Here is a 23541-nt window from a genome sequence, read left to right on the forward strand (position 1 = left end):
GCGCGCGCACGACGAGGCGGCCATCGCGCAGGCGGCGCGGGACATCGGCCGCACCTTGCCGGCGCCGGCATCGAGGTCCGCATGAACATGATTATACCTATGCTGCGCAAGGAGGTCGATGGCCATTTCGACCTGCTGATCGCGGCCATGCTGTTCATCGCGCTGCTGATGGCGGCGGTGGGCCTGTTCGCCGGCTCGGCGATGGGCAGCAACGTGGCCGAGCGCGGACGCGAGTTCGGCATCATGCGCAGCATCGGCGCCAGTTCGGCCGTGGTGCTGCGCACGTGCTGGCTGAGGGCGTGCGCAGAAGCGCTGATGGAGCCGTAGCGCTGGCGCTGGCCCTGTCATTGCTGTCGGCGGCCATCGAGTTTATCTCGGCGAGCTGCTGCCCGGCGCTGGCTTTTCCGCTGACCGTGTCATTACGGCGCTGGCCTGGCTGGCCATGGTCTTGCTGGGCGCCTTGTTGGCGAGCGCTTGCCGGTGGTCGGCCTCGCGCCTCAGCATTCATCAAACGCTTGCCAGTCTTTTTGAAAGGACACGCCATGAAAAAAACCGTATGCCGCCCTGATCGTCGCCGGGCATCGGCCTGTATGCCGTCAGTGCGGTACATCGACCTGGCCGGCCTGTTCAAGCGCGCCTGCACGGCATTGTCTGAGCTTGCGGCGCCAGCCGGCGCGCCAGGAGGTGGCGTTCCATCAACAGCAGGAAGCGGGCCGCGCCACGCGCCGATCTGGAGCTGGTCGGTGAACGCCTGAGCGTCGAGGTCGCTCTGGATTCCAGCGCGTCAGGCCGACGAGTATCTTCGTGGCCGCTGGCGTCGACGTCCAGCGCCGACGAAGATAAGGAAGGTCCGGCCTTGGCTGGACAGGTGTTAAGCATTGCGCTCTCCGATTTGTCTTTTGGCGAATGGAGAGTGTAACCGGCTGGCGTTGTCGTTCGTTACGGATCGGGCCCGCACGGTTGGTGACGGGCGCTCGCCTACGAACCGTTCGCCACGCGCTGCTGGATCGCCTCGATCGCCTTTTTCCTGCGCGCATCTGGCGCAGCACGGCCGCCAGCGGCGCGGCCAGCGCTTCGCTGCTTGTTCAGGTAGTGGTACACCGGGAACGAGGCCAGCGGCGGGTTGAGCACGCGCACCCGCTGAGCTTGAGGTTCCTGATCGACCGCCATGCCCAAACAGGCGATTGCCGACCACCAGGTCGGTGCGGCCCACCATCATCTTCTGGAACGCCTGTGTCATGGTCGGCAATGTTCGGTGCGCATGCCGACGGTGTTCTCCTGCACGATCTTGATCCCGCGCACATGGCCGATGGTGTAGGCTTGAGGCTGCCCTAGCCAAGTTGAGCACGAATCCGGTGCCGGGTGAAGACCACGATCCGTAGGTCAGCAAAGCGGCACCGGCATCGATGATGAGGTTGGGGGTACAGGCGGTCCATGCCCAGCTTGCGGTACAGCTCGCCGTCCATGCGCCCTTCGTTGGCGTAGATCAGCGTGTTTGCTCGGGCAGACGGTGCACCTCCAGCTGGTAGCCGAGGCGGGTGGTAGGCTTCGCGCGCAGCACCTGTTCGGCGACGTCGGTGGCCGGGTCTTCGCCCAGCAGGGCGGGAGACGTTGATGACGGTTTGGCCGTCGCCACGGCGGGCAGCCATGGCAGCAGGGCAGCTGGAGGAGGACGCGGCTTCATGTTCGTGGGCTTTCTGCGTGGCTCGGTGGAGAGCCATGTCCTCAGCATATACGCTGGCGCGCTGATCCGCCAATAGCCGGCGGCTCGCCGCCTGCCTGACGACCGTTGGATTCCGGCCACGCGGGAATGTGTGCAAGGGCGGCACGCTCCTGACAGAAACTGCCGCAGCTACATTAGCATAAGGGTCATGTGAAAGCCGACATGGCGCGCCGCGCCAACCCACCAGGAGAACACCATGATCAATCCTAACTATGTCCTGGCTGTATGTCGACGACCCGGTCGCCAGCGCCGCCTACTACGCCGACCTGCTGGGCCAGCAGCCGGTGGACGTCTCGCACCTCTCGCTGTTCGCGCTGTCCCTCGGCCCGATGCTGGCCCGTGGTCAGCCACACGGTCGAGCCGAAGGCGCTGGCCTCGGGCGGTGGCGCCGAGCTGTGCATCCGCGTCGACGACCTGTGGCAGCGTGTGCTCAACGACATGTACGCCGACTGGTCGGCGCGCTGGCGTGACCATCGCCCAGCGCCCGGTGGCGATGGACTTCGGCTACACCTTTCATGGCTGCCATTATCGACCGCGACGGCCACCGCCTGCGCGTTCGTGCGGAAGGGGGCGGCCGGCCGGGCGCCGGCCGCCCCAATTCCCGGTTGACACTCAAAAACAATGAATGCTATATTCGTCCGCATGAATTGGTAACGTTTCCAATATAGCGTTTTCAATCCATGTTGCACGACCCACGTCTCTTCGATTGCGAAGTTGCCGGCGCCTGTCAGAACAGGGCGCCGGATTTTTTGTGCGGGCGGCCGGCAGCATGTAAGATCGCACACCAGACCAACACAGCGCCGGGCCCCACCGGCGCGCAAGGAGACAAGATGGACAAGCACCACAGGGGCGGCCGGGCCGTTTCGCTGCTGGCCGCGCTGGCGCTGGCCGCCGCCGCCAGCCACGCGGCCGCGCCGGCCGCCGGGCCGCGCGCCGAGGTGATGCACTGGTGGACCTCCAGCAGCGAGTCGGCCGCCGTGCGCAAGTTCGCCGACGCCTACCGCGCCGCCGGCGGCGTCTGGGCCGACACCGCCATCGCCGGGGCCGACCAGGCCAAGGCCGTGGCGATCAACCGCATCGTCGGCGGCAATCCGCCCACCGCCGCCCAGTTCAACACCACCAAGCAGTTCCGTGACTTGATCGACCAGGGCTCGCTCAACAACGTCGACGACATCGCCGCCCGCGACCACTGGGACCAGCTGATGCCGGGCCCGATGCTCGACGTCATCCGCGTCAAGGGCCACTACTACGCGCTGCCGGTGGACATCCACATGTCGACCTGGATCTGGTATTCCAAGGCCGCCTTCAAGAAGGCCGGCATCGCCGCCGAGCCCACCACGCCGGACGAGCTGTTCGCCGCGCTCGACAAGCTCAAGGCGGCCGGCCTGGTCGGCCTGGCGCACGGCGGCCAGCCGTGGCAGGAGAACATCCTGTTCCAGGCCATGCTGGCCAACGTCGGCGGCAAGCAGCTGTACCTGCAGGTGCTGCGCGACCGCGATCCCAAGGCGCTCAACTCCGAGGCGTTCAAGAAAGTGCTGACGGCCTTCAAGCGCCTGCAAAGCTACGTCGACGCCGGCTCGCCCAACCGCAACTGGAACGACGCCACCGCCATGCTCATCAGCGGCAAGGCCGGGGTGCAGATCATGGGCGACTGGGCCAAGGGCGAGTTCGCCGCCGCCAAACAGAGCGCCGGCAAGGACTTCGGCTGCATCGCCGGCCTGGGCCCCGCCGTGCCCTACCTGATCCAGGGCGACGCCTTCGTGTTCCCGAAGACCGCCAACGCCGACGCCGTCAAGGCGCAGAAGCTGCTGGCCACCACCATGCTGGCGCCGGCCGCGCAGCTGGAGTTCAGCAAGCTCAAAGGCTCGCTGCCGGTGCGCAGCGACATCGACGTGTCGTCGATGGACGCCTGCGCCCAGGCCGGCATGGCCATCATGAAGGACAAGTCGCGCCAGGTCGGCATGATCGAGGTCTACCTGACGCCGGACCAGAACGGCGCGCTGCAGGATGTGCTGACGGCCTTCTGGAACACCCGCATGCCGGTGGAGAAGGCGCAGAAGAGCATCGCCGCCGCGCTGCGCGACTGACGGCAGGGGCCGGACGGCGGCGTGCTTGTCACCGCCGGGCGCCATGCGGTATGCTTGCCGCCGCATGGACTGAACGGATAAGGGAACCAGTGGCAACTATCAAGGACGTAGCCCGCCTGGCGGGAGTAGGGCTGGGCACTGCGTCGCGCGTGATCAGCGGCAAGGGCTCGGTGTCGCAGGCGACGCTGGAAAAGGTGCGCAAGGCGATCGAGGAGCTGGAGTTCCGGCCCTCGCACGCGGCGCGCTCGCTGCTGTCGGGCAGCTCGCAGATGATAGGCGTGTACATCCCCTACCTGAGCGGGACGTTCTACACGCCCATCCTGCAGTCGATCTACACCGCGCTGCGGGCGGCCGGCCTGAACATGGTGGTGGCCTTCGGCGTGGGCGAGGGCGACGCGCGGCAGCAGGCGATCGAGGGCATCAACTTCCTGATCGAGCGCGGCAGCGATGGCCTGATCGTGATGAGCAACGCGCTGGAGGACGAGGATTTTGCGGCGCTGGGGCCGTTCCAGTCGCGGGTGGTGGTGATCAACCACGGCTTCGCCGGCATCGCCGGGCAGTGCTTCACCGTCGACCACGAGGCCGGCGGCCGGCTGGCGGCGCGCACCCTGCTGGAACAGGGCCACCGGCGGATCGCCGTGATCGCGGGCCGCGCCAGCGCGCCGGACAACCAGCAGCGCATCGCCGGCTTCCTGGCCGAGCTGGCGGCGGCCGGCATCGATCCGGCCTCGGTGTGGATGGAGGATGGACAGTTTTCGCCGGAGGGCGGCTGGGCCTGCGCCGAGCAGCTGATGGCGTCGGGGTATGAATTCACGGCGGTGTTCTGCGCCAACGACGAGATGGCGGTGGGGGCCCTGTCCTGCTTCCAGCAGGCCGGGGTGGCGGTGCCGGAGCAGGTCTCGGTGCTGGGCTACGACGACACGCACAGCGCGGAATTCACCGCGCCGCGCCTGACGAGCGTGCACATCCCGTGGAGCGAGATGACCTTGAACGGCTTGAACTACCTGCTGAACCACTGCTACGGGCTGCAGCGGCCGGTGGAGCGGGACTACCGCCTGCACGTCACCCAGCGCGCGTCGCTGGCGGCGCCCAGGCAGTAAAGAACGAGGAGTATGCGCTGGCCGCATGCTCTTTTTTTGCAGTGCAATGGAAACGATTCCACTAAAAAAGTTCCACCTAAAAATATGACCATGATACTTACCGACCTGCCCACCGCGATCCAGCGTAGCGACTTTGCCAGCGACTTCCTGTGGGGCGTCTCGACGTCGGCCTACCAGATCGAGGGCGCCGCCGCGGTGGACGGCCGCGTGCCGTCGATCTGGGACACCTTCAGCGCCACGCCGGGCAAGGTGCGCGACGGCTCGACCGGCGCGGTGGCCTGCGACCACTACCACCGCTGGGAGGAGGACCTGGACCTGGCGCAGTCCATGGGACTGAACGCCTACCGCTTCTCGATCGCCTGGCCGCGCATCTTCAACGGCGTGGACGCGGAGCCGAACCCGCAGGGGCTGGCCTTTTATTCGAAGCTGGTGGACGGCATGCTGGCGCGCGGCCTGCAGCCGTGGTGCACGCTGTATCACTGGGACCTGCCGCAGTACCTGGAGGACCAGGGCGGCTGGGCCAACCGCGCCACGGTCGACGCCTTCCTGCGCTACGCGGACGTGATCAGCAAGCACCTGGGCGACCGCGTGAAGCATTGGATCACGCACAACGAGCCATGGTGCACGGCCATGCACGGCAACTGGGACGGCATGCACGCGCCGGGCAACAAGAGCCTGCCGCTGGCGCTGCAGGTGTGCCACAACGTGCTGGTGTCGCACGGCCTGGCGGTGCCGCTGATCCGCGCCAACGTGCCGGGGGCGAAGGTCGGCATCGCATTGAGCCTGCATCCGGTCAAGGCGGCCAGTGACAGCGCCGCCGACCGCGAGGCGGTGGTGCGCCACGATGCGCTGCGCAACCGCTGGTTCCTCGACGCGCTGTATGGCCGCGGCTATCCGGAACTGGCGCTGCGGCTGGTGGGCGAGGACGCGCCGCAGGTGCTGCCGGGCGACATGAAGGCGATCGCCGTTCCGATGGATTTCCTCGGCGTGAACTACTACTTCCCCGAGGTGGTGCGCGACGCGCCGGAGCAGTACCCGCTGCGCACTTCCATCGTCTATCCGCAGGACCGCCAGCGCACGGACTTCGGCTGGGAGGTGTCGCCGCAAGGACTGGTCGACCTGCTCGAGCGCGTGGCGCGCGACTACCCGACCGGCGATTTGTACGTGACCGAAAACGGCTCGTCCTACGACGATGTGTTGACCGGGGACGGCGCGGTCAACGACACCGCGCGCCGCGACTACCTGATCCGCCACCTGGCCGCCATGCGCGACGCCATCGGCGCGGGCGGCAACATCAAGGGCTATTTCGCCTGGAGCCTGCTGGACAACTTCGAATGGGCGGAAGGCTATCTGCGCCGCTTCGGCCTGACCTACATCGACTACCCGACACAGCGCCGCATCCTCAAGCAGAGCGGCCAGTGGTACAGCGCCTTCCTGCGCGGCGCATAAAACGACATCAACAACGGAGACAAGCACCGAATGAACACCCACAACCACATCTTGCGTCGCGCCGTCCTGGCCGCCACGCTGGCGCTGGGCGCCGCCGGCATCGCCGCCGCCGCGCCAGCCGCCAAGCCACTGGCCGACTGGCCGCACATCACCAGCGCCGTCAAGCAGGACAAGGCCATGGAAGCGCGCATCGCGCAGATCGTGGCCGGCATGACGCTGGCGCAGAAGGTCGGCCAGATGACGCAGCCGGAAATCAAGTTCATCACGCCCGAGCAGGTGCGCGAATACTACGTCGGCTCGGTGCTGAACGGCGGCGGCAGCTGGCCGCAGGGGAACAAGTACGCCACGGCGGCCGACTGGGTCAAGCTGGCCGACGCCTACTACGACGCCTCGATGAGCACCGACATGAAGGTCAGGGTCCCGGTCATCTGGGGCATCGACGCCATGCACGGCAACAGCAATATGTACGGCGCCACGCTGTTCCCGCACAACATAGGCCTGGGCGCCGCGCGCGACGCCAAGCTGGTTGGCGAGATGGCCAGGTCGGTCGCCAAGGCGGTGCGCGCCACCGGCATCGACTGGGTGTTCGCGCCGACGCTGGCCGTGGTGCGCGACGACCGCTGGGGGCGCACCTACGAATCCTTCTCGGAAGACCCGGCCATCGTCAAGGACTACGCCGGCGCCTACGTCAAGGGCCTGCAGGGCGATTTGAAATCGGACGGCACGGTGGTCGCCACCGCCAAGCACTTCATCGGCGACGGCGGCACGGCCGAAGGCAAGGACCGTGGCGAGAACCAGTCCACGATGGCGGACATGATCAACATCCACGCGCAGGGCTACTACCCGGCGCTGCAGGCCGGCGTGCAGACGGTGATGGCGTCCTTCAACAGCTGGAACGACGTCAAGGGCGGCTCGGACCACGGCAAGATGCACGGCAGTAAAGAGCTGCTGACCGACGCGCTGAAAACCAAGATGGGCTTCGACGGCCTGGTGGTGAGCGACTGGAACGCCATCGCCGAAGTGCCCGGCTGCGCCAACGACAGCTGCGCCGCCTCGATCAACGCCGGCGTCGACATGGTGATGGTGCCGGAACACTGGAAGACCTTCATCGCCAACACCATCGCGCAGGTGGAAAAGGGCGAGATTCCGATGTCGCGCATCGACGACGCGGTCACCCGCATCCTGCGCGTGAAGCTGCGCGCCGGCCTGTTCGACGGCAAGAAGCCGTCGCAGAACGTCTACGCCGGCAAGCAGGAGCTGCTGCAGGCGCGCGCGCTGGCGCGCCAGGCGGTGCGCGAATCGCTGGTGCTGTTGAAGAACAACGGCGGCGTGCTGCCGCTGGCGCGCGGTAAAAAGATCCTCGTCGTCGGCAAGAGCGCTGACAACATGGCCAACCAGTCGGGCGGCTGGTCGCTGACGTGGCAGGGCACCGACAACAAGAACAGCGACTACCCGGTCAGCGACACCATCCTTGCCGGCATCCAGGAAGCCGCCGGCAAGGATAACGTCACCTTCAGCGAGAACGCCGCCGACGTCGACGTGGGCAAGTTCGACGCCGTCATCGCCGTCATCGGCGAGACGCCGTATGCGGAAGGCGACGGCGACATCGGCCCATCGGGCACGCTGCGCCTGTCCGGCCGCCATCCCGAGGACCTGGCCGTGCTGCAGGCCGTGGCGGGCAAGGGCAAGCCGGTGGTGACGGTGCTGATGTCCGGCCGTCCGCTGTTCGTCAACGATGTGCTCAACCTGTCGGACAGCTTCGTCGCGGCCTGGCTGCCTGGCACCGAAGGCAAGGGCGTGTCCGATGTGTTGTTCCGCAAGGCGGACGGCAAGGTCAACGTGGACTTCCATGGCAAGCTGTCGTTCTCGTGGCCGAAGTCGGCCTGCCAGTCGCCGCTCAACGTCGGCGACGCCGCGTACGATCCGCTGTTCAAATACGGCTACGGCCTGACCTACGCGGGTGCGGCCGGCAAGCCCGCCTTGCCGCTGCTGGACGCGAACTATCCGGCCGGCGGCTGCGGCAAGGCCACCTCGGTGCCGGTGTACGCGCCGGCCGACCGCTCGACCTACGCGCTGTACGTCAGCAGCGGCGGCCAGCGCGTGGCCTTGGGCGCGGACCTGAACGCCGTGTTCAACCTGCCGACCGTGAAGGTCGAAACCGCGCAGATCAACACCCAGCAGGACGCCAAGCGCCTCACCTGGACCGGCGCGGCCAGGCTGGAAGCGCAGGCGGCCCACGCGCAGAAGCTGCCGGCGTTCGCTTCGGCCGACGGCGCACTGCAGTTTGATGCTATCGTGTCGGCTGCGCCGCAGGGCAAGGCTAGTATCGGCATCGAAACCGTGGAGCTGGACGCCGGCGCCGTGTTCCAGCGCCTGGCCGGCAAGGGCAAGCAGACGGTTAAAATCCCGCTGGCCTGTTTCAGCGCCAAAGGGCTGTCGCTGGCGGCATTGAGCACGCCGTTCAGCGTGGCCGCCGACGCGCCGTTCGCAGCGACGTTCGCCAACATCCAGATCGTTGGCGGCGCCGCCAGGGACAAGGATGCGCTGGCGTGCGGCGACTTTAAATAAACCCAGGAGACTCTTAAAGCATGGAACACTATTCCCAAGCCGTCCCTATGCCGGGTGGCCAGAGCCAGACCGGCGGCAACACCGGTCCGCTGATCATCGTCACCATCCTGTTCTTCATGTGGGGTTTGCTGACCTCCATGAACGACGTGCTGATCCCGCACCTGAAGGCGGTTTACACGCTGACCTACGTCCAGGCCATGCTGGTGCAGTTCTGCTTCTTCGGCGCGTACTTCATCGTCTCGCTGCCGGCCGGTATGCTGATCAAGAAGATCGGCTACCAGAACGGCGCCGTCGCCGGCCTGACCATCGCGGCCGCCGGTTGCGCGCTGTTCTATCCAGCGGCGACCAGCGGCTACACGCTGTTCCTGATCGCCTTCTTCGTGCTGGCGGGCGGTATCACGGTGCTGCAGGTGGCGGCCAATCCCTACGTGACGGTGCTGGGCGATCCGCAGACCGCCTCCAGCCGCCTGACGCTGACCCAGGCCTTCAACTCGCTGGGCACCACCGTGGCGCCCACGCTGGGCGGCATGTTGATCCTGGCCGGCGGCGTGATGAGCTCCGCCGACATGGCCAAGCTCACCACCGAACAACTGGCGGCCTACCATGCCACCCAGGCTGGCAGCGTGCAAGGCCCGTATCTGGTGCTGGCCGCGGCCTTGCTGGCGCTGGCCGTGCTGTTCGCGCTGGCGCGCCTGCCGAAGATCGTCGACGCCGAACAACCGGGCGGCGAAAGCGCCGGCTGGTCGGCCGTGCTGCAGCACCGCCATCTGGTGCTGGGCGCGGTGGCGATCTTCCTGTACGTGGGCGGCGAGGTCAGTATCGGCAGCTTCCTGATCAACTTCATCGGCGACGCCAAGGTGGCGGGCCTGTCGGCCGCCGACGCCGCGCCCTTCGTCAGCTACTACTGGGGCGGCGCGATGGTGGGCCGCTTCATCGGCTTCGCTGTGATGCGCTACGTTAGCCCGGGTAAGGCGCTGGCCTTCAACTCGGCGGCGGTGATTGCGCTGGTGCTCACCGCGATCTTCAGCGGCGGCCATCTGGCGATGTGGGCGCTGCTGGCGGTCGGCCTGTTCAACTCCATCATGTTCCCGACCATCTTCTCGATGGCGCTCAACAAGCTGGGTCCATTGACCGGCCAGGGTTCGGGCGTGCTGTGCATGGCCATCGTCGGCGGCGCGCTGGTGCCGTTCGGCCAGGGCCTGCTGGCGGACACCATGAGCCTGCAGATGTCCTTCCTGGTGCCGGCGGCCTGCTATACCTTCATCCTGTACTTCGGCCTGAAATACGCCGACATGTACTCGGATAAATAACTTGCTGCGGCTATACACACCATGGGTATAGCCGCATTCTCCTTCTGGCAAACCTGCTGAAACATCTGCTGAAATCTACTGAATTGAACTTCACTGTGCTCCCGCTGTCTAACTCAGTAACGGGAAGTGGAAATCAGTAGGTTCCAGTAAGGAGAACAGCATGGTTGCTACAATGAGTGTGAACGTCTCCCCCTCCACCGTGTTCGCGCTGATGGAACGGCTGCGCGATTCCGGCATGTCCATCGATCCCGCCGAAGCCGTCGACGCCGCGATTCGCCAGTGGCTCGCGTCCACGGCGGCCGCGCCAGAAATGGCACCGCGCGGCTACCAATGGAAAACGCTGTTCGTGCCTGAGGGCACCTGGCTGCGCATGGCCTATCGCAACGACCAAGAATACGCGATCGTCGAAGGCGATCACATTATGTACAAAGGCCGCTCCGTTTCGCCCAACCAATTTGCCAGCGGCCACGCGGACAGCGTACGCAATGCGTGGCAAGACATCTACATCCGCATGCCCGGCGAGAAAAACTGGAAACGAGCCAGCATACGCCGCAGCAGTACACCGCGACCTGCCCCCCGGCCAAGGCTGGACAGAGCCCGAACGCAGAAAATTCCGCTTCCGTCTTGAAGACGTCGCCTTCGACTGAGCGTTGCCGCTTTTTTGATTTTTTGATCTGGCGCATGGATATCGCGCCTCAAGATCCGCACTATCATGGCACTGACATACACAAAGGACAGTGCCATGAGCAACACCATCAAAGCATATCTGGTCGGCGGCGGTATCGGTTCGCTGTCCGCAGCCGCCTTCATGATCCGCGACGCCGGCGTCGACGGCCGCAACATCACCATCTTCGAAGCGATGCCGCTGGCTGGCGGCAGCCTCGATGGCGGCGGCAACGCGGACACCGGCTACACGCTGCGCGGCGGCCGCATGCTCACCACCGACAACTACGAATGCACCTGGGACCTGTTCAAGAGCATCCCCTCGCTGGAACACGAAGGCCAGAGCGTCTACGACGAAACGGTGGCCTTCAACAAAATGCACAAGTCGCACTCGCAGGCCCGCCTGGTCGACCGCAACCGCTTCCGCGTGAACGTCGAGTCGATGGGCTTCAGCATGCAGGACCGCACCGAGCTGCTGGCGCTGGCCGAAGCCGACGAGGAAAAACTGGGCGACAGCGCCATCACCGACTGGCTGTCGCCGGAATTCTTCGACACCAAATTCTGGTACATGTGGGCCACCACCTTCGCCTTTCAGCCGTGGCACAGCGCCGTGGAATTCAAGCGCTACCTGCATCGCTTCATGATGGAGTTCTCGCGCATTGAAACGCTGGCCGGCGTCAAGCGCACCGTCTACAACCAGTACGACTCCTTCGTGCGCCCATTGCAGCACTGGCTGCAGCAGCAGGGCGTGCAGGTGATCCGCGACTGCAAGGTCGAAGACATCGGCCTGTCGGAGGAGGGCGGCGCGCTGACCGCCACGTCGCTGCGTTGCACCCGCAACGGCGAGACCACCATCATCGACGTCGGCCCGCAGGACCTGGTGTTCTTCCAGAATGGCTCGATGACCGACGCCTCCAGCTTCGGCAGCATGCACAGCGCCCCGCCCAAGCTGGACAAGCGCGACAGCCAGGGCTGGGCCTTGTGGGAAAAGCTGGCGGTGGACCGTCCGCAGCTCGGCAACCCGGCCGTCTTCAATTCCAGCATCCCGGAATCGTGGTGGGAGTCGTTCACCGTCACGCTGAAGGACCCGGCGTTCTTCGACAAGATGGAACAGTTCAGCGGCAACGTGGCCGGCACCGGCGGCCTGGTGACGTTCAAGGACTCGAACTGGCTGCTGTCCATCGTGCTGGCGCACCAGCCGCACTTCGCCGGCCAGCCGGAAGGCGTGCAGGTATTCTGGGGCTACTCGCTGCATCCCGACCGCGTCGGCAACTTCGTCGCCAAGCCCATGGCCGATTGCACCGGCGAGGAGATCCTGCGCGAGCTGTGCGGCCACCTGAATTTCGACATGGAGATCATGGCCAAGGCCAACTGCATCCCATGCCGCATGCCCTACATCACCAGCATGTTCATGCCGCGCTTTAAGAGCGACCGTCCGCTGCCGGTGCCGCCCAACTCGCGCAACCTGGCCTTCGTCAGCCAGTTCGTCGAAGTGCCGGAGGACGTGGTGTTCACCGTCGAATACTCGGTGCGCGCGGCGCAGATGGCGGTCTACCAGCTGCTCGACGTCAAGCGCGAAATACCGCCGGTCAGCCACCACGACCAGTCCATGAAAGTGAAACTGGACGCCCTCGTGAAGGCATTCCGGTAGGACGCTATGCTCTCCGTGTCCACCACACGGAGAGTGTCCATGATTGCCTGCGTCGGCCGATGGCGGCATTCAGGCTAGAACGCCCATCAGCTTTTGCATCGGACTCAGTTCAATCAGCGAGTCCGGCTCGTCGATTTCCATGACGACGTCGTTATAAGCCACCGCGCGCAGTGGTTCCACTTCGATCGTGTCGGACAGGCGCGCCTCGTCCAGCATCTGCTGGAGCGTTGGCGCGTCCAGCACGTTGAGTTTTGCCAGCAGCGCGCCATACTTGCGCACGTCCGCATCGTTGGCGGCGATTTTGTCGGCTGGCCGTATCGCCAGATTGAGGCAGCTGAACACCGCGAACACGGCCAGCAGCCAGGCGGATGGAATCAGCATCTGGGCGGCCAGCGCCGCGACCGCGCTGCTGCCGGCCAACAGACTGAAGAAAGTGAGCGTGGTCTGTATCCGGCGATAAAACCGGGCTGTGCGCTGGCATAGACGCTGGGCGTAGCGCAAATTGAACTGCAATTCTTCCTTGATCTCATCCATGACTATTTCCTTTTCTTCAAAGGTCCGCGCGCCGGCGGCTGGGCAGGGGCGGGCTTGCGCCGCTTGCGTTTGCGCTCGGGCGCCGGAAGTAGCGGAAAGTGGGATTTTGGTTCGGGCAGTTTCATTGTATGCCTTGCGGCGCCACGATGGCGGGCGCACGGCATCAATCATGCGGCGCTTTTAGTGGCGCACGCTGCGGTAGGTCAAACGTGCGGAGCGGACTGGTGGTGGGGGCAGCCTCGGCATTCGACGCGGGCTCGCCGCATATGGGTGTTACCATGGCAGCTCACTAGGAGTCCCATGCCCATCGAACTCCCCGCCGCGCCAGACGGCCTGCATCAACTGACGCTCGATGGACTGGCCTTGCACGGCTGGTCTCAGCAGAACCTGTTCCTGTCCCATGACTTGACGCTGGCCCTGGCCGCCGAATGCCGCGCCGGTGCGGCCGCTGGCGCGCTGGCGCTGGCCGCTGTCGGCCGCGGCGCCGCGCAGGCGGTGCGCGCCGACGTGCGCGGCGACCGCATCCTGTGGCTGGAAGCCGGCCAGTCCGCCGCCTGTGACAGTTATCTGCTGGTGATGGAAACCCTGCGCCTGGCGCTGAACCGGGAATTCTTCCTGGGCCTCGACAGCTACGAAAGCCACTACGCGCTGTACACGCCCGGCGCCGCCTACCGCAAGCACCTGGACCGCTTCCGCGACGACGACCTGCGCACGGTGTCGGTGGTGATTTACCTGAACCCCGACTGGCTGCCGGAGCAGGGCGGCGCGCTGCGCCTGCATCCGCTGGACGCGCCCACCCGCGACATCGCGCCCATGGGCAGCCGGCTGGTGCTGTTCCTGTCGGCCGACATGCCGCATGAAGTGCTGCCCGCCACGCACGACCGCCTGTCGCTGGCCGGCTGGTTCCGCCGCCGGCCGCATTAGCAAACGCGCTTACAGGAAGCGGTCGAGGATTTTCTTGCTGTGCTTGTCCAGCTCGCGCACGTCGCGGATCAGGTAGTGGATGCCGTGGATGTCGGAGATCAGCAGCGTGTCCACCGTCAGGCGGCGGATGTCCTCCTCGCCGCGCAGCACGAACTCGGTGTCGCCGCGATCGGTCGCCACCGACCATGTGCACGGCGTGGCGAAACTGGTCACGCTGTTGATGCGCGCGATCTCCGGCATGAACTCGCGTCCCGTCAGTTCCTCGCGCACCAGCTGCCCCACGGCCGCCGGCAAATCCTCGATGCGGTCGATCCAGCCCACTTCCTTGCCGTCGGTGCTCACCAGCGCGATGCCGTCGTCCGGCGCCTGCACCGGGAAGGCGCGCACCGGCGCCACGCTCTCGTGCACCTCGCCCTCGGCGGTGGTCAGCACCAGGCGGCCGAAGGGATTGCGTGTCAAATTAAAATTCGTCGTCATGTTCTTGTTCTCTTAATCTTTGCTGCCGCTGTCGTCGAGATCCGTGTCGACGTTGCGGGCCTGCGCCTGGTACAGGCGGAAGTAGGCGCCTTCGCGCGCCATCAGGTCGTCGTGCGCGCCTTCCTCCACCACCACGCCGCGGTCCAGCACCACCAGGCGGTCCGCCTTCTGCAAGGTCGACAAGCGGTGCGCGATGGCGATCGTGGTGCGGCCCTGCACCAGGTTCTCCAGCGCGCGCTGGATTTCCTTCTCGGTCTCGGAATCGACCGAGGACGTGGCCTCGTCGAGGATCAGGATCTTAGGATCGATCAGCAGCGCGCGCGCGATCGAGATGCGCTGGCGCTCGCCGCCGGACAAGCCCTGTCCGCGCTCGCCCACCATCGAATCGTAACCCTGCGGCAGGCGCAGGATGAACTCGTGCGCGTGCGCGGCGCGGGCGGCGGCGATGATCTCGGCGCGCGTGGCCCCCGGCTTGCCGTAGGCCAGATTCTCGGCGATGGTGCCGAAGAACAGGAACGGCTCCTGCAGCACCAGGCCGATGTTGCGGCGGTAGTCCGACACCGCGAACGAGCGGATGTCCACGCCGTCCAGCATGATCGCGCCTTCCGACACATCGTAGAAGCGGCAGATCAGGTTGACCAGCGTCGACTTGCCCGAACCCGAATGGCCCACCAGCCCGATCATCTCGCCGGCCTTGATGTCGAGCGAGATGCCGCGGTTGACGGCGCGGTTCCCGTAGCGGAAGCCCACTTCGCGCAAGGTGATGTTGCCATCGACCTTGGCCAGCTTGACCGGGTTGGCGGGCTCCGGCACCGACGACACGTGGTCGAGGATGTCGAAGATGCGCTTGGCGGCCGACGCCGATTTCTGCGTCACCGAAACGATGCGGCTCATCGAATCGAGGCGGCCGTAGAAGCGGCTGGAGTAGGCGATGAAGGCCGACAGCACGCCGACCGTGATGTGGCCCTTGGACACCTGGTAGATGCCGAACACCCAGATCACCAGCAACCCAAGCTCCGTCAGGAACGACACGGTCGGCGAGAACAGCGACCAGATTTTATTGAGCTTGTCGTTGACCGCCAGATTGTGCTTGTTGGCGGTGCGGAAGCGCGCCGCTTCGCGCGACTCCTGCGCGAACGCCTTCACCACGCGGATGCCGGGGATGGTATCGGCCAGCACGTTGGTCACCTCGCCCCACACGCGGTCGATCTTCTCGAAGCCGGTGCGCAGGCGGTCGCGCACCACGTGGATCAGCCACGCGATGAACGGCAACGGCAGCAGCGTGAAGATCGCCAGCCACGGATCGATCGAGAACAGGATCACGCCGGTCATGATGATCATCAGGCAGTCCGACGCGAAGTCCAGCAGGTGCAGCGACAGGAACACGCAGATGCGGTCGCTCTCGCTGCCGATGCGTGACATCAAGTCGCCGGTGCGCTTGCCGCCGAAGTATTCCAGCGACAGCCGCAGCAAGTGGTCGTAGGTCTCGGTGCGCAGGTCGGCGCCGATGCGCTCCGACACCAGCGCCAGCACATAGGTCTTGCCCCAGCCAAGTATCCACGCCAGCACCGCCGACCCCACCAGGCCGGACATGTACAGCGCCACCAGCGAGGTGTCGACCGGCGCGCCGTTCTGGTACGGGATCAGCACCTTGTCCATCAGCGGGATGGTCAGGTAGGGTGGAATCATGTGCGCGCCGGTCGACAGCAGCATCAGCGCGAAGCCGAAGCCCAGCTGCAGCTTGTACGGACCGGCGAAGCGCCACAGGCGGAACAAGGTCCACGTGGACGGCGGCGTGTACACCACCTTGGTGCAGATCGGGCATTCCTCCTGGTCCGGCTCCAGCGGCGCCTTGCAGCTCGGGCAGACGTTCTTTTCCTCGCGCACCACCGGCACGCCCAGCGCATGGCTGTCGCGGTGCGCGTTGAACTGCTCGACCAGGCGGATCGCCTGCAGGTTCTGGCCCAGCGTGAAGCGCCAGGCGCCAAGCCGGCCGCCGTTGTTGACCAGCTCCAGATGGCCGACGCCCGCGTGGTCGTGGTGCTTGAGCGCCAGGTCCTTAGCGAAAGGCCAATGTTGCCAGTCCGCGCGGCCCGGCGCGCGCGCCAGCACGCCGCGTTCGGTGACGACGATTGCGCCCTTGGAAAAACGAAGTTGTTCATCCAAGTCAACCTCCAGGGCACTTACCGCGTTTTCCCCTTGGGAAAGTTGTGCCTGCACCTCGGAACGCCAGCGCTCGGGAAGCTCGCTCTGGCTGGTGTTGGAGGAAAGTTGTTCTGTTGTCATCGTGCTGCGTACTCCGGTGGCGAAAAGGTGGAACAAAGGTGGAACTAGTCGGCGTTGCGACTGATGCAAGCGCTTTATTTACGGTATTCTGTCACTGGTCACATCCTTGACAGATATCAAGGAAAACCAGTGTTTTGTTGGCGGCAAGTATAACGCACGCGCAGGGTGGGCCAAATGCAATTTGGCCGCCGGCGGTGATACAGAGGTTAAAATACGGCGCGGGCTGGCCACGGCTGATAACAAAGATACAAGAATAGAAACATGACCAAGAAGAAAGACATAGAAGTTCTCCGCGTCACCCATTTGCGCGGACCCAATATCTGGACCTATCGCCCGGTGATCGAGGCGTGGCTGGATATCGGCGAGCTGGAGAATTTCCCCTCGAATTTGTTGCCTGGCTTGTATGAGCGCCTGACCGCGATCCTGCCGGGCCTGATCATCCACCGCTGCGGCGTGGGCGAGCACGGCGGCTTCCTCGAACGCCTGCGCGACGGCACCTACGCCGGCCACATCCTCGAACACGTGGTGCTGGAACTGCAAAACCTGGCCGGCATGAAGACCGGCTTCGGCAAGACGCGCCAGATCGGCGAGAACACCGGCTTGTACAAGATGGCCTTCCGCACCCGCCAGGAGCAGGTGGGACGCGCCGCGCTGGCCGCCGGCCGCGATCTGCTGATGGCGATGATCGAAGACAAACCGTACGACCTGGCCGCCACCGTGGCCGAGCTGACCGACCTGGTCGAGTCGCTGTGCCTGGGCCCGAGCACCGCCAACATCGTCGACGCCGCCACCGTGCGCAAGATTCCTTCGATCCGCCTGACCGACGGCAACCTGGTGCAGCTGGGCCACGGCGCCCGCCAGCGCCGCATCTGGACCGCCGAGACCGAACAAACCAGCGCCATCGCCGAAGGCATCGCCAGCGACAAGGACTTGACCAAGTCGCTGCTGGCCTCGTGCGGCGTGCCGGTGCCGGAAGGTGAGCTGGTCACCAGCGCCGAAGCGGCGTGGGAAGCGGCGCAGGACATCGGCCTGCCGGTGGTGGTCAAGCCGTACGACGGCAACCATGGCCGCGGCGTCTCGCTCAACCTGATGACCGAAGCCGACGTCACCGCAGCCTATGTGCTGGCCGCGCGCAAGGGCGACAGCAAGAGCGTGATCGTCGAGCGCTTCATCGCCGGCAACGAGCACCGCCTGCTGGTGGTCGGCAAGCGCCTGGTCGCAGCCGCCGCCGGCGAAGCGCTGTGGGTCACCGGCGACGGCAAGTCCAACATCATCGAATTGTGCGACGCCCAGATCAACACCGATCCGCGCCGCGGCACCACCGAGGACGCGCCGCTGAACGCCATCGCGCCGCAGCACGGCGCCGAGATCATCCTGGAGCTGCAGCGCCAGGGCATGACCGCCTACTCGATCCCGCTGGACGGCCAGAAAGTGCTGATCCAGCCGAATGGCAACGTCGCCACCGACGTCACCGACCAGGTGCACCCGCAAGTGGCCGCGATGGCCACGCTGGCCGCGCGCGTGGTCGGCCTGGACATCGCCGGCATCGACGTGGTGGCCGCAGACATTTCGCGTCCGCTGGAAGAGCAGGGCGGCGCCATCATCGAAGTCAACGCCAGCCCCGGCCTGCTGGCCCACATCAAGCCGGCCGCCGGCGAACCGCGCAACGTCGGCGAAGCGATCGTCGACCACCTGTTCGCGCCGGACGAGGGCGGACGCATGCCCATCGTCGGCATCACCGGCAAGCACGGCGCCACCATGGCCTCGCGCCTGATCGCCTGGCTGCTGCAGATCAGCGGCAAGAAGGTCGGCCTGTCCTGCGCCGACGGCCTGTTCGTCAACGGCCGCCTGCTGCCGCGCGACGGCTTCAGCGACTGGGAAAGCGGCGAACGCCTGCTGCTCAACAAGAACGTCGAAGCCGGCGTGTTCGAAGCAAGCGCCCGCATGATCCTGACCGAAGGCCTGGCCTACGACAAATGCGCGGTCGGCGTGGTGACCGACGTCAGCGACTTCGAGGATGTGGCCGAGTTCCACATCGCCAGCCTCGACAAGCTGTACGGCGTGCTGCGTACCCAGGTCGACGTGATCCTGCCGAGCGGCGTGGCGGTGCTCAACGCGGCCGACCCGCAAGTGGTCGACATGGCCGACCTGTGCGACGGCGACGTGATGTTCTACGGCGTCGACGAGCACCTGGCCGCCATCGCCGCCCACCGCCAGGACGGCAAGCGCGTGGTGTTCCAGCGCGCCGAGCGCATCGTGCTGGCGCAGGGCCACGAGGACATCGCCAGCCTGCCGCTGTCGCCGCTGGTGCCGCCGGAAGCCGTGCTGGCCGCGATCGCCGCCGGCTGGGCGCTGGGCCTGACGCCTGAATTGATCGGCGCCGGCCTGCGTACCTTCGAAGCGAATCCGAAGCGAACTCATCACTGATACATCACGAAAGAACAAGCAGAGTTATGGAAGTCATCCGCACCCGCGCGCTGCGCGGACCGAATCTTTGGAGCCACCACACGGCGGTGGAAGTGATCGTATCGTGCCCGTCCGAGGAGCAGTCGATCGCCACGCTGCCCGGCTTCGAGCAGCGCCTGCACGCCCGCTTCCCCGCCATCGGCGCCCTGCAAACCACCGGCTACACCGACGCCGTGCCGCTGGCGCGCGTGCTGGAAGTGGCGGCCCTGAGCCTGCAGGCGCAAGCCGGCTGCCCGGTCACCTTCAGCCGCACCACCGCCACGCTGGAAGAGGGCATCTACCAGACCGTGGTCGAATACAGCGAGGAAGCGGTGGGCCGTCTGGCGATCACGCTGGCGCACAACCTGATCAACGCCGCCCTGGCCGACACCCCGTTCGACCTGACCGGCGCGCTGAACGAACTGCGCGACCTCGATGAAGACGTGCGTCTTGGCCCGAGCACCGGCGCCATCGTCAGCGCCGCCGTCGCACGCGACATCCCGATCCGCCGCCTGACCGAAGGCAGCATGGTGATGTTCGGCTGGGGCTCGCGCCAGCGCCGCATCCAGGCCGCCGAGATGGACAGCACCAGCGCCATCGGCGAATCGATCGCGCAGGACAAGGAACTGACCAAGAAGCTGCTGCACGCGGCCGGCGTGCCCGTGCCCAACGGCCGCTCGGTGGAAGACGTCGAAGACGCCTGGGCCGCCGCGCAGGAAATCGGCCTGCCGGTGGTGGTCAAGCCGAAGGACGGCAACCAGGGCAAGGGCGTCACCGTCAACGTGATGACCAAGGAGCACCTGGCCAAAGCCTTCCACACCGCGCGTGAATTCCGCGACAACATCATGGTCGAGCGCTACCTGCCGGGTCACGACTACCGCCTGCTCGTCATCGGCAACAAGCTGGTGGCCGCCGCGCGCCGCGACCCGCCGCAAGTGGTGGGCGACGGCACGCACACCGTGCGTGAGCTGGTCAACATCGTCAATTCCGACCCGCGCCGCGGCAGCGGCCATTCGACCTCGCTGACCAAGATCCGCTTCGACGACATCGCGCTGGCGCGCCTGGCGCTGCAAGACCTGGACGCCGATTCGATCCCGGCCAAGGGCCAGCGCGTCATCCTGCGCAACAACGCCAACCTGTCGACCGGCGGCACCGCCACCGACGTCACCGACGACGTGCACCCTGAAGTGGCGGCGCGCGCGGTGGAAGCGGCGCAGATGATCGGCCTCGATATCTGCGGCGTGGACGTGGTCTGCGACGGCGTGCTGCAACCGATCGAGAACCAGCGCGGCGGCGTGGTGGAAGTGAACGCCGCGCCCGGCCTGCGCATGCACATCGCGCCATCGTTCGGCAAGGGCCGCGCGGTGGGCGAAGCCATCGTCAACACCATGTTCGCGCCGGGCGAGAACGGCCGCATCCCGGTGGTCGCCGTCACCGGCACCAACGGCAAGACCACCACCGTGCGCCTGATCGCCCACCTGCTCACGGCCAGCGGCCTGCGCACCGGCATGACCAACACCGACGGCGTCTACATCGAAGGCCGCCAGACCGACAGCGGCGACTGCAGCGGCCCGCGCAGCGCGCGCAACGTGCTGCTGCATCCCGACGTCGACGCGGCCGTGTTCGAGACCGCGCGCGGCGGCGTGCTGCGTGAAGGCCTGGCCTTCGACCGTTGCCAGGTGGCTGTCGTCACCAACATCGGCAGCGGCGACCACCTCGGCCTGAACTACATCACCACGGTGGAAGACTTGGCCGTGCTGAAGCGCGTGATCGTGCAGAACGTCTCCGAGAGCGGCTTCGCGGTGCTCAACGCGATCGATCCCATCGTCGCCGGCATGGCCGCGACCTGCCGCGGCAAGGTGATCTTCTTCGGCGCGGAACGCGGCCACCCGGTGATCGCCACGCACCTGGCGCAAGGCAGCCGCACCGTGTACGTGGAAGACGGCCATATCGTCGCCGCCGAAGGCAAGAACCTGCAGCGCATTCCATTGTCGGAAGTGCCGATCACACGCAACGGCGCCATCGGCTTCCAGGTGGAGAACGTGATGGCATCGGTCGCCGCCGCGTGGGGCGTGGGCATCAGCTGGGACGCGATCCGCCTCGGCCTGAAGACCTTCGCCAACGATTCCGACAACGCGCCCGGCCGCTTCAACGTGTTCGACTACAAGGGCGCCACGCTGATCGCCGACTACGGCCACAACCCGGACGCCATCCTGGCGCTGGTGCAGGCGGTGGAGACCATGCCGGCCAAGCGCCGCGCGGTGGTGATCAGCGGCGCCGGCGACCGCCGCGACCAGGACATCACGCAGCAGACGCAGATCCTCGGTCGCGCCTTCGACGACGTGATCCTGTACGAAGACGCCTGCCAGCGTGGCCGCGTGGACGGCGAAGTGGTGGGTCTGTTGCGCTCGGGCCTGAACGGCGCCCCGCGCACCACGCACATCCAGGAGATCTACGGCGAGTTCCTCGCCATCGACACCGCCCTGGCGCGCCTGAAAGAGGGCGACCTGTGCCTGATCCTGGTCGACCAGGTGGAAGAAGCGCTGGCCCACATCGCCAAGCGCATCGCCGAAGCCTAAACCCTGGGGTCAAGTCTGACATTCGGACACGAGCTCTTCCGTAGCAAGGCGCTACGGAAGAGCTCGTGTCCGAATGTCAGACTTGACCCCATTTTTTTTGCACGTATTCATTGTAAATAACTATTGATTTAATAAATATATATAGATTTTATTTATGACGTTGCGCCGGTAGAATGATTTCACTATCAAACAACGAGGAGTCATAGCAATGAGCCAGCCACCTATCACCACCGCCTCCGGCATCCCGGTCGCCGACAACCAGAACTCCGCCAGCGCCGGCCCGCGCGGCCCGCTGCTGCTGCAAGACTTCCACCTGATCGAGAAGCTCCAGCACTTCAACCGTGAGCGCATCCCCGAGCGCGTGGTGCACGCCAAGGGTTCGGGCGCCTACGGCACCTTCACCGTCACCCACGACATCACCAAGTACACCAAGGCCAAGCTGTTCTCCGAGGTCGGCAAGAAGACCGACACCTTCGTGCGCTTCTCCACCGTCGGCGGCGAGAAGGGCAGCGCCGACACCGAACGCGATCCGCGCGGTTTCGCCATGCGCTTCTACACCGAGGAAGGCAACTGGGACCTGGTCGGCAACAACACGCCGATGTTCTTCATCAAGGACGGCATCAAGTTCCCCGACTTCATCCACACCCAGAAGCGCGATCCGCAGACCAACCTGAAATCGCCCACCATGATGTTCGACTTCTGGAGCAAGACGCCGGAAAGCCTGCACCAGGTAACGATGCTGTTCTCCGACCGCGGCACGCCGGACGGCTACCGCCACATGGACGGTTTCGGCAGCCACACCTTCAGCATGATCAACGCCGCCGGCGAACGCGTCTACGTCAAGTGGCACCTGAAGACCAAGCAAGGCATCAAGAACCTGCCCGCCGCCGAAGCCACCCGCATCGCCGGCACCGACCCGGACTACGCCCAGCGCGACCTGTTCGGCGCCATCGCCGCAGGCGACTTCCCGCAGTGGGACGTCAAGCTGCAAGTGGCGACCGAGGCCGAACTGGCCGCATGGGAGGCGCGCACCGGCTGGAACCCGTTCGACCTGACCAAGGTCTGGCCGCACAAGGACTTCCCGCTGATCCCGGTCGGCGTGTTCGAGTTGAACCGCAACCCGCTGAACTACCACGCCGAAGTGGAACAGGCCGCGCTGTCGCCGGCCAACGTGGTGCCCGGCCTGGGCTACTCGCCGGACAAGATGCTGCAGGCGCGCCTGTTCGCCTACCACGACGCCCAGCTGTACCGCGTCGGCACCAACCACCAGCACCTGCCGGTGAACGCGCCACGCTGCCCGTTCCACAACCAGCAGCGCGACGGCGCGATGGCCATCGCCAACGGCGGCGCGGCGCAGAACTACGCGGCCACCGAGGCGAACGGCAGCAATCCGCAGGGCCTGGGCCACGGCGAACCGGCGCTGGCGCTGCAAGGCGGCGCGGCCCGCTTCGACGGCCGCGGCAAGGAAGACGATTACACGCAAGCCGGTAATCTGTTCCGCCTGATGCCGGCGCAGGAGCAGCAGAACCTGTTCGACAACATCGCCGGTCCGTTGAGCCAGGTGAGCGCCGAGATCATCGCCCGCCAGCTGGCCCACTTCGACCAGGCCGACCCGGCCTACGGCGCCGGCGTGCGCGCCGCGCTGGCGGCCAAGGGCGTGATGGTGGCATAAAGGAAGTCTGCGGGTCGCGCTGAATTGCACTACAATCGGATGGTGCAGTGCAGCGCAGCCCGTATTCTTCCGG

Annotated in this window: 19 protein-coding genes; 14 read left to right on the forward strand and 5 right to left on the reverse strand. The window is 65.9% G+C overall.

Annotation, left to right across the window (positions count from 1 at the left end):
• Nucleotides 1-87 precede the first annotated feature (87 nt).
• Complete coding sequence (locus HUX88_RS11480) at nucleotides 88-327, forward strand: FtsX-like permease family protein (protein WP_217916302.1); 240 nt, start codon at nucleotides 88-90, stop codon at nucleotides 325-327.
• A gap of 215 nt (nucleotides 328-542) precedes the next feature.
• Nucleotides 543-755: a hypothetical protein gene (locus tag HUX88_RS11485; RefSeq protein WP_176361876.1), complete on the forward strand. Its 213-nt coding sequence runs from the start codon at nucleotides 543-545 to the stop codon at nucleotides 753-755.
• A gap of 223 nt (nucleotides 756-978) precedes the next feature.
• Here the strand turns inward: HUX88_RS11485 and HUX88_RS32220 are convergent, their stop codons facing one another.
• Nucleotides 979-1170: a hypothetical protein gene (locus HUX88_RS32220; RefSeq protein ID WP_229219296.1), complete on the reverse strand. Its 192-nt coding sequence runs from the start codon at nucleotides 1168-1170 to the stop codon at nucleotides 979-981.
• A gap of 316 nt (nucleotides 1171-1486) precedes the next feature.
• A complete protein-coding gene (locus HUX88_RS32225; RefSeq protein ID WP_229219297.1) occupies nucleotides 1487-1684 on the reverse strand; it encodes a hypothetical protein in 198 nt (65 codons plus the stop codon).
• A 251-nt stretch (nucleotides 1685-1935) separates the two neighbouring features.
• Between HUX88_RS32225 and HUX88_RS31825 the strand changes: the two genes are divergently transcribed.
• The 8 genes from HUX88_RS31825 (at nucleotide 1936) to HUX88_RS11525 (ending at nucleotide 12551) form a co-directional block, all read left to right on the forward strand.
• Nucleotides 1936-2193 (forward strand): hypothetical protein, encoded by a 258-nt coding sequence (locus HUX88_RS31825; protein WP_229219298.1) that lies wholly within the window; start codon nucleotides 1936-1938, stop codon nucleotides 2191-2193.
• A 360-nt stretch (nucleotides 2194-2553) separates the two neighbouring features.
• Entirely contained in the window at nucleotides 2554-3810 is a 1257-nt protein-coding gene (locus HUX88_RS11495; protein ID WP_117015753.1) for an ABC transporter substrate-binding protein, read from the forward strand.
• 89 nt (nucleotides 3811-3899) lie between these two features.
• Complete coding sequence (locus HUX88_RS11500; RefSeq protein WP_117015754.1) at nucleotides 3900-4910, forward strand: LacI family DNA-binding transcriptional regulator; 1011 nt, start codon at nucleotides 3900-3902, stop codon at nucleotides 4908-4910.
• An 84-nt stretch (nucleotides 4911-4994) separates the two neighbouring features.
• Nucleotides 4995-6359, forward strand: coding sequence for a GH1 family beta-glucosidase (locus HUX88_RS11505; protein ID WP_176361877.1), 1365 nt, complete (start codon nucleotides 4995-4997; stop codon nucleotides 6357-6359).
• 30 nt (nucleotides 6360-6389) lie between these two features.
• Entirely contained in the window at nucleotides 6390-8927 is a 2538-nt protein-coding gene (locus tag HUX88_RS11510) for a glycoside hydrolase family 3 N-terminal domain-containing protein (protein WP_176361878.1), read from the forward strand.
• Between the two features lie 20 nt (nucleotides 8928-8947).
• Nucleotides 8948-10237, forward strand: a complete 1290-nt coding sequence (locus HUX88_RS11515) for a sugar MFS transporter (RefSeq protein ID WP_176361879.1) — start codon at nucleotides 8948-8950, stop codon at nucleotides 10235-10237.
• A 160-nt stretch (nucleotides 10238-10397) separates the two neighbouring features.
• Nucleotides 10398-10865: a hypothetical protein gene (locus HUX88_RS11520; protein WP_229219299.1), complete on the forward strand. Its 468-nt coding sequence runs from the start codon at nucleotides 10398-10400 to the stop codon at nucleotides 10863-10865.
• A gap of 114 nt (nucleotides 10866-10979) precedes the next feature.
• Nucleotides 10980-12551, forward strand: coding sequence for an oleate hydratase (locus tag HUX88_RS11525; RefSeq protein ID WP_229219300.1), 1572 nt, complete (start codon nucleotides 10980-10982; stop codon nucleotides 12549-12551).
• Between the two features lie 69 nt (nucleotides 12552-12620).
• Here HUX88_RS11525 and HUX88_RS11530 read toward each other — a convergent pair whose 3' ends face one another.
• Nucleotides 12621-13256, reverse strand: a complete 636-nt coding sequence (locus HUX88_RS11530; RefSeq protein WP_176361881.1) for a hypothetical protein — start codon at nucleotides 13254-13256, stop codon at nucleotides 12621-12623.
• A gap of 129 nt (nucleotides 13257-13385) precedes the next feature.
• Between HUX88_RS11530 and HUX88_RS11535 the strand changes: the two genes are divergently transcribed.
• Complete coding sequence (locus HUX88_RS11535; protein ID WP_117015760.1) at nucleotides 13386-14009, forward strand: 2OG-Fe(II) oxygenase; 624 nt, start codon at nucleotides 13386-13388, stop codon at nucleotides 14007-14009.
• A 9-nt stretch (nucleotides 14010-14018) separates the two neighbouring features.
• Here the strand turns inward: HUX88_RS11535 and HUX88_RS11540 are convergent, their stop codons facing one another.
• The gene (locus tag HUX88_RS11540) at nucleotides 14019-14486 is read right to left on the reverse strand and encodes a DUF1854 domain-containing protein (RefSeq protein ID WP_161091408.1); all 468 of its coding nucleotides are present in this window, start codon (nucleotides 14484-14486) and stop codon (nucleotides 14019-14021) included.
• A gap of 12 nt (nucleotides 14487-14498) precedes the next feature.
• Entirely contained in the window at nucleotides 14499-16772 is a 2274-nt protein-coding gene (locus HUX88_RS11545) for an ABC transporter ATP-binding protein (protein WP_176361882.1), read from the reverse strand.
• Between the two features lie 261 nt (nucleotides 16773-17033).
• Between HUX88_RS11545 and cphA (HUX88_RS11550) the strand changes: the two genes are divergently transcribed.
• The 3 genes from cphA (HUX88_RS11550) (at nucleotide 17034) to HUX88_RS11560 (ending at nucleotide 23468) form a co-directional block, all read left to right on the forward strand.
• Nucleotides 17034-19199: a cyanophycin synthetase gene (cphA, locus tag HUX88_RS11550; RefSeq protein ID WP_117015762.1), complete on the forward strand. Its 2166-nt coding sequence runs from the start codon at nucleotides 17034-17036 to the stop codon at nucleotides 19197-19199.
• A gap of 26 nt (nucleotides 19200-19225) precedes the next feature.
• Nucleotides 19226-21796, forward strand: a complete 2571-nt coding sequence (gene cphA, locus HUX88_RS11555) for a cyanophycin synthetase (RefSeq protein WP_176361883.1) — start codon at nucleotides 19226-19228, stop codon at nucleotides 21794-21796.
• A gap of 208 nt (nucleotides 21797-22004) precedes the next feature.
• Entirely contained in the window at nucleotides 22005-23468 is a 1464-nt protein-coding gene (locus HUX88_RS11560; protein WP_176361884.1) for a catalase, read from the forward strand.
• Nucleotides 23469-23541 lie beyond the last annotated feature (73 nt).

It is taken from the genome of Duganella sp. BJB1802 (assembly GCF_013369445.1).
GTDB lineage: Bacteria > Pseudomonadota > Gammaproteobacteria > Burkholderiales > Burkholderiaceae_D > Rugamonas > Rugamonas vulcania_A.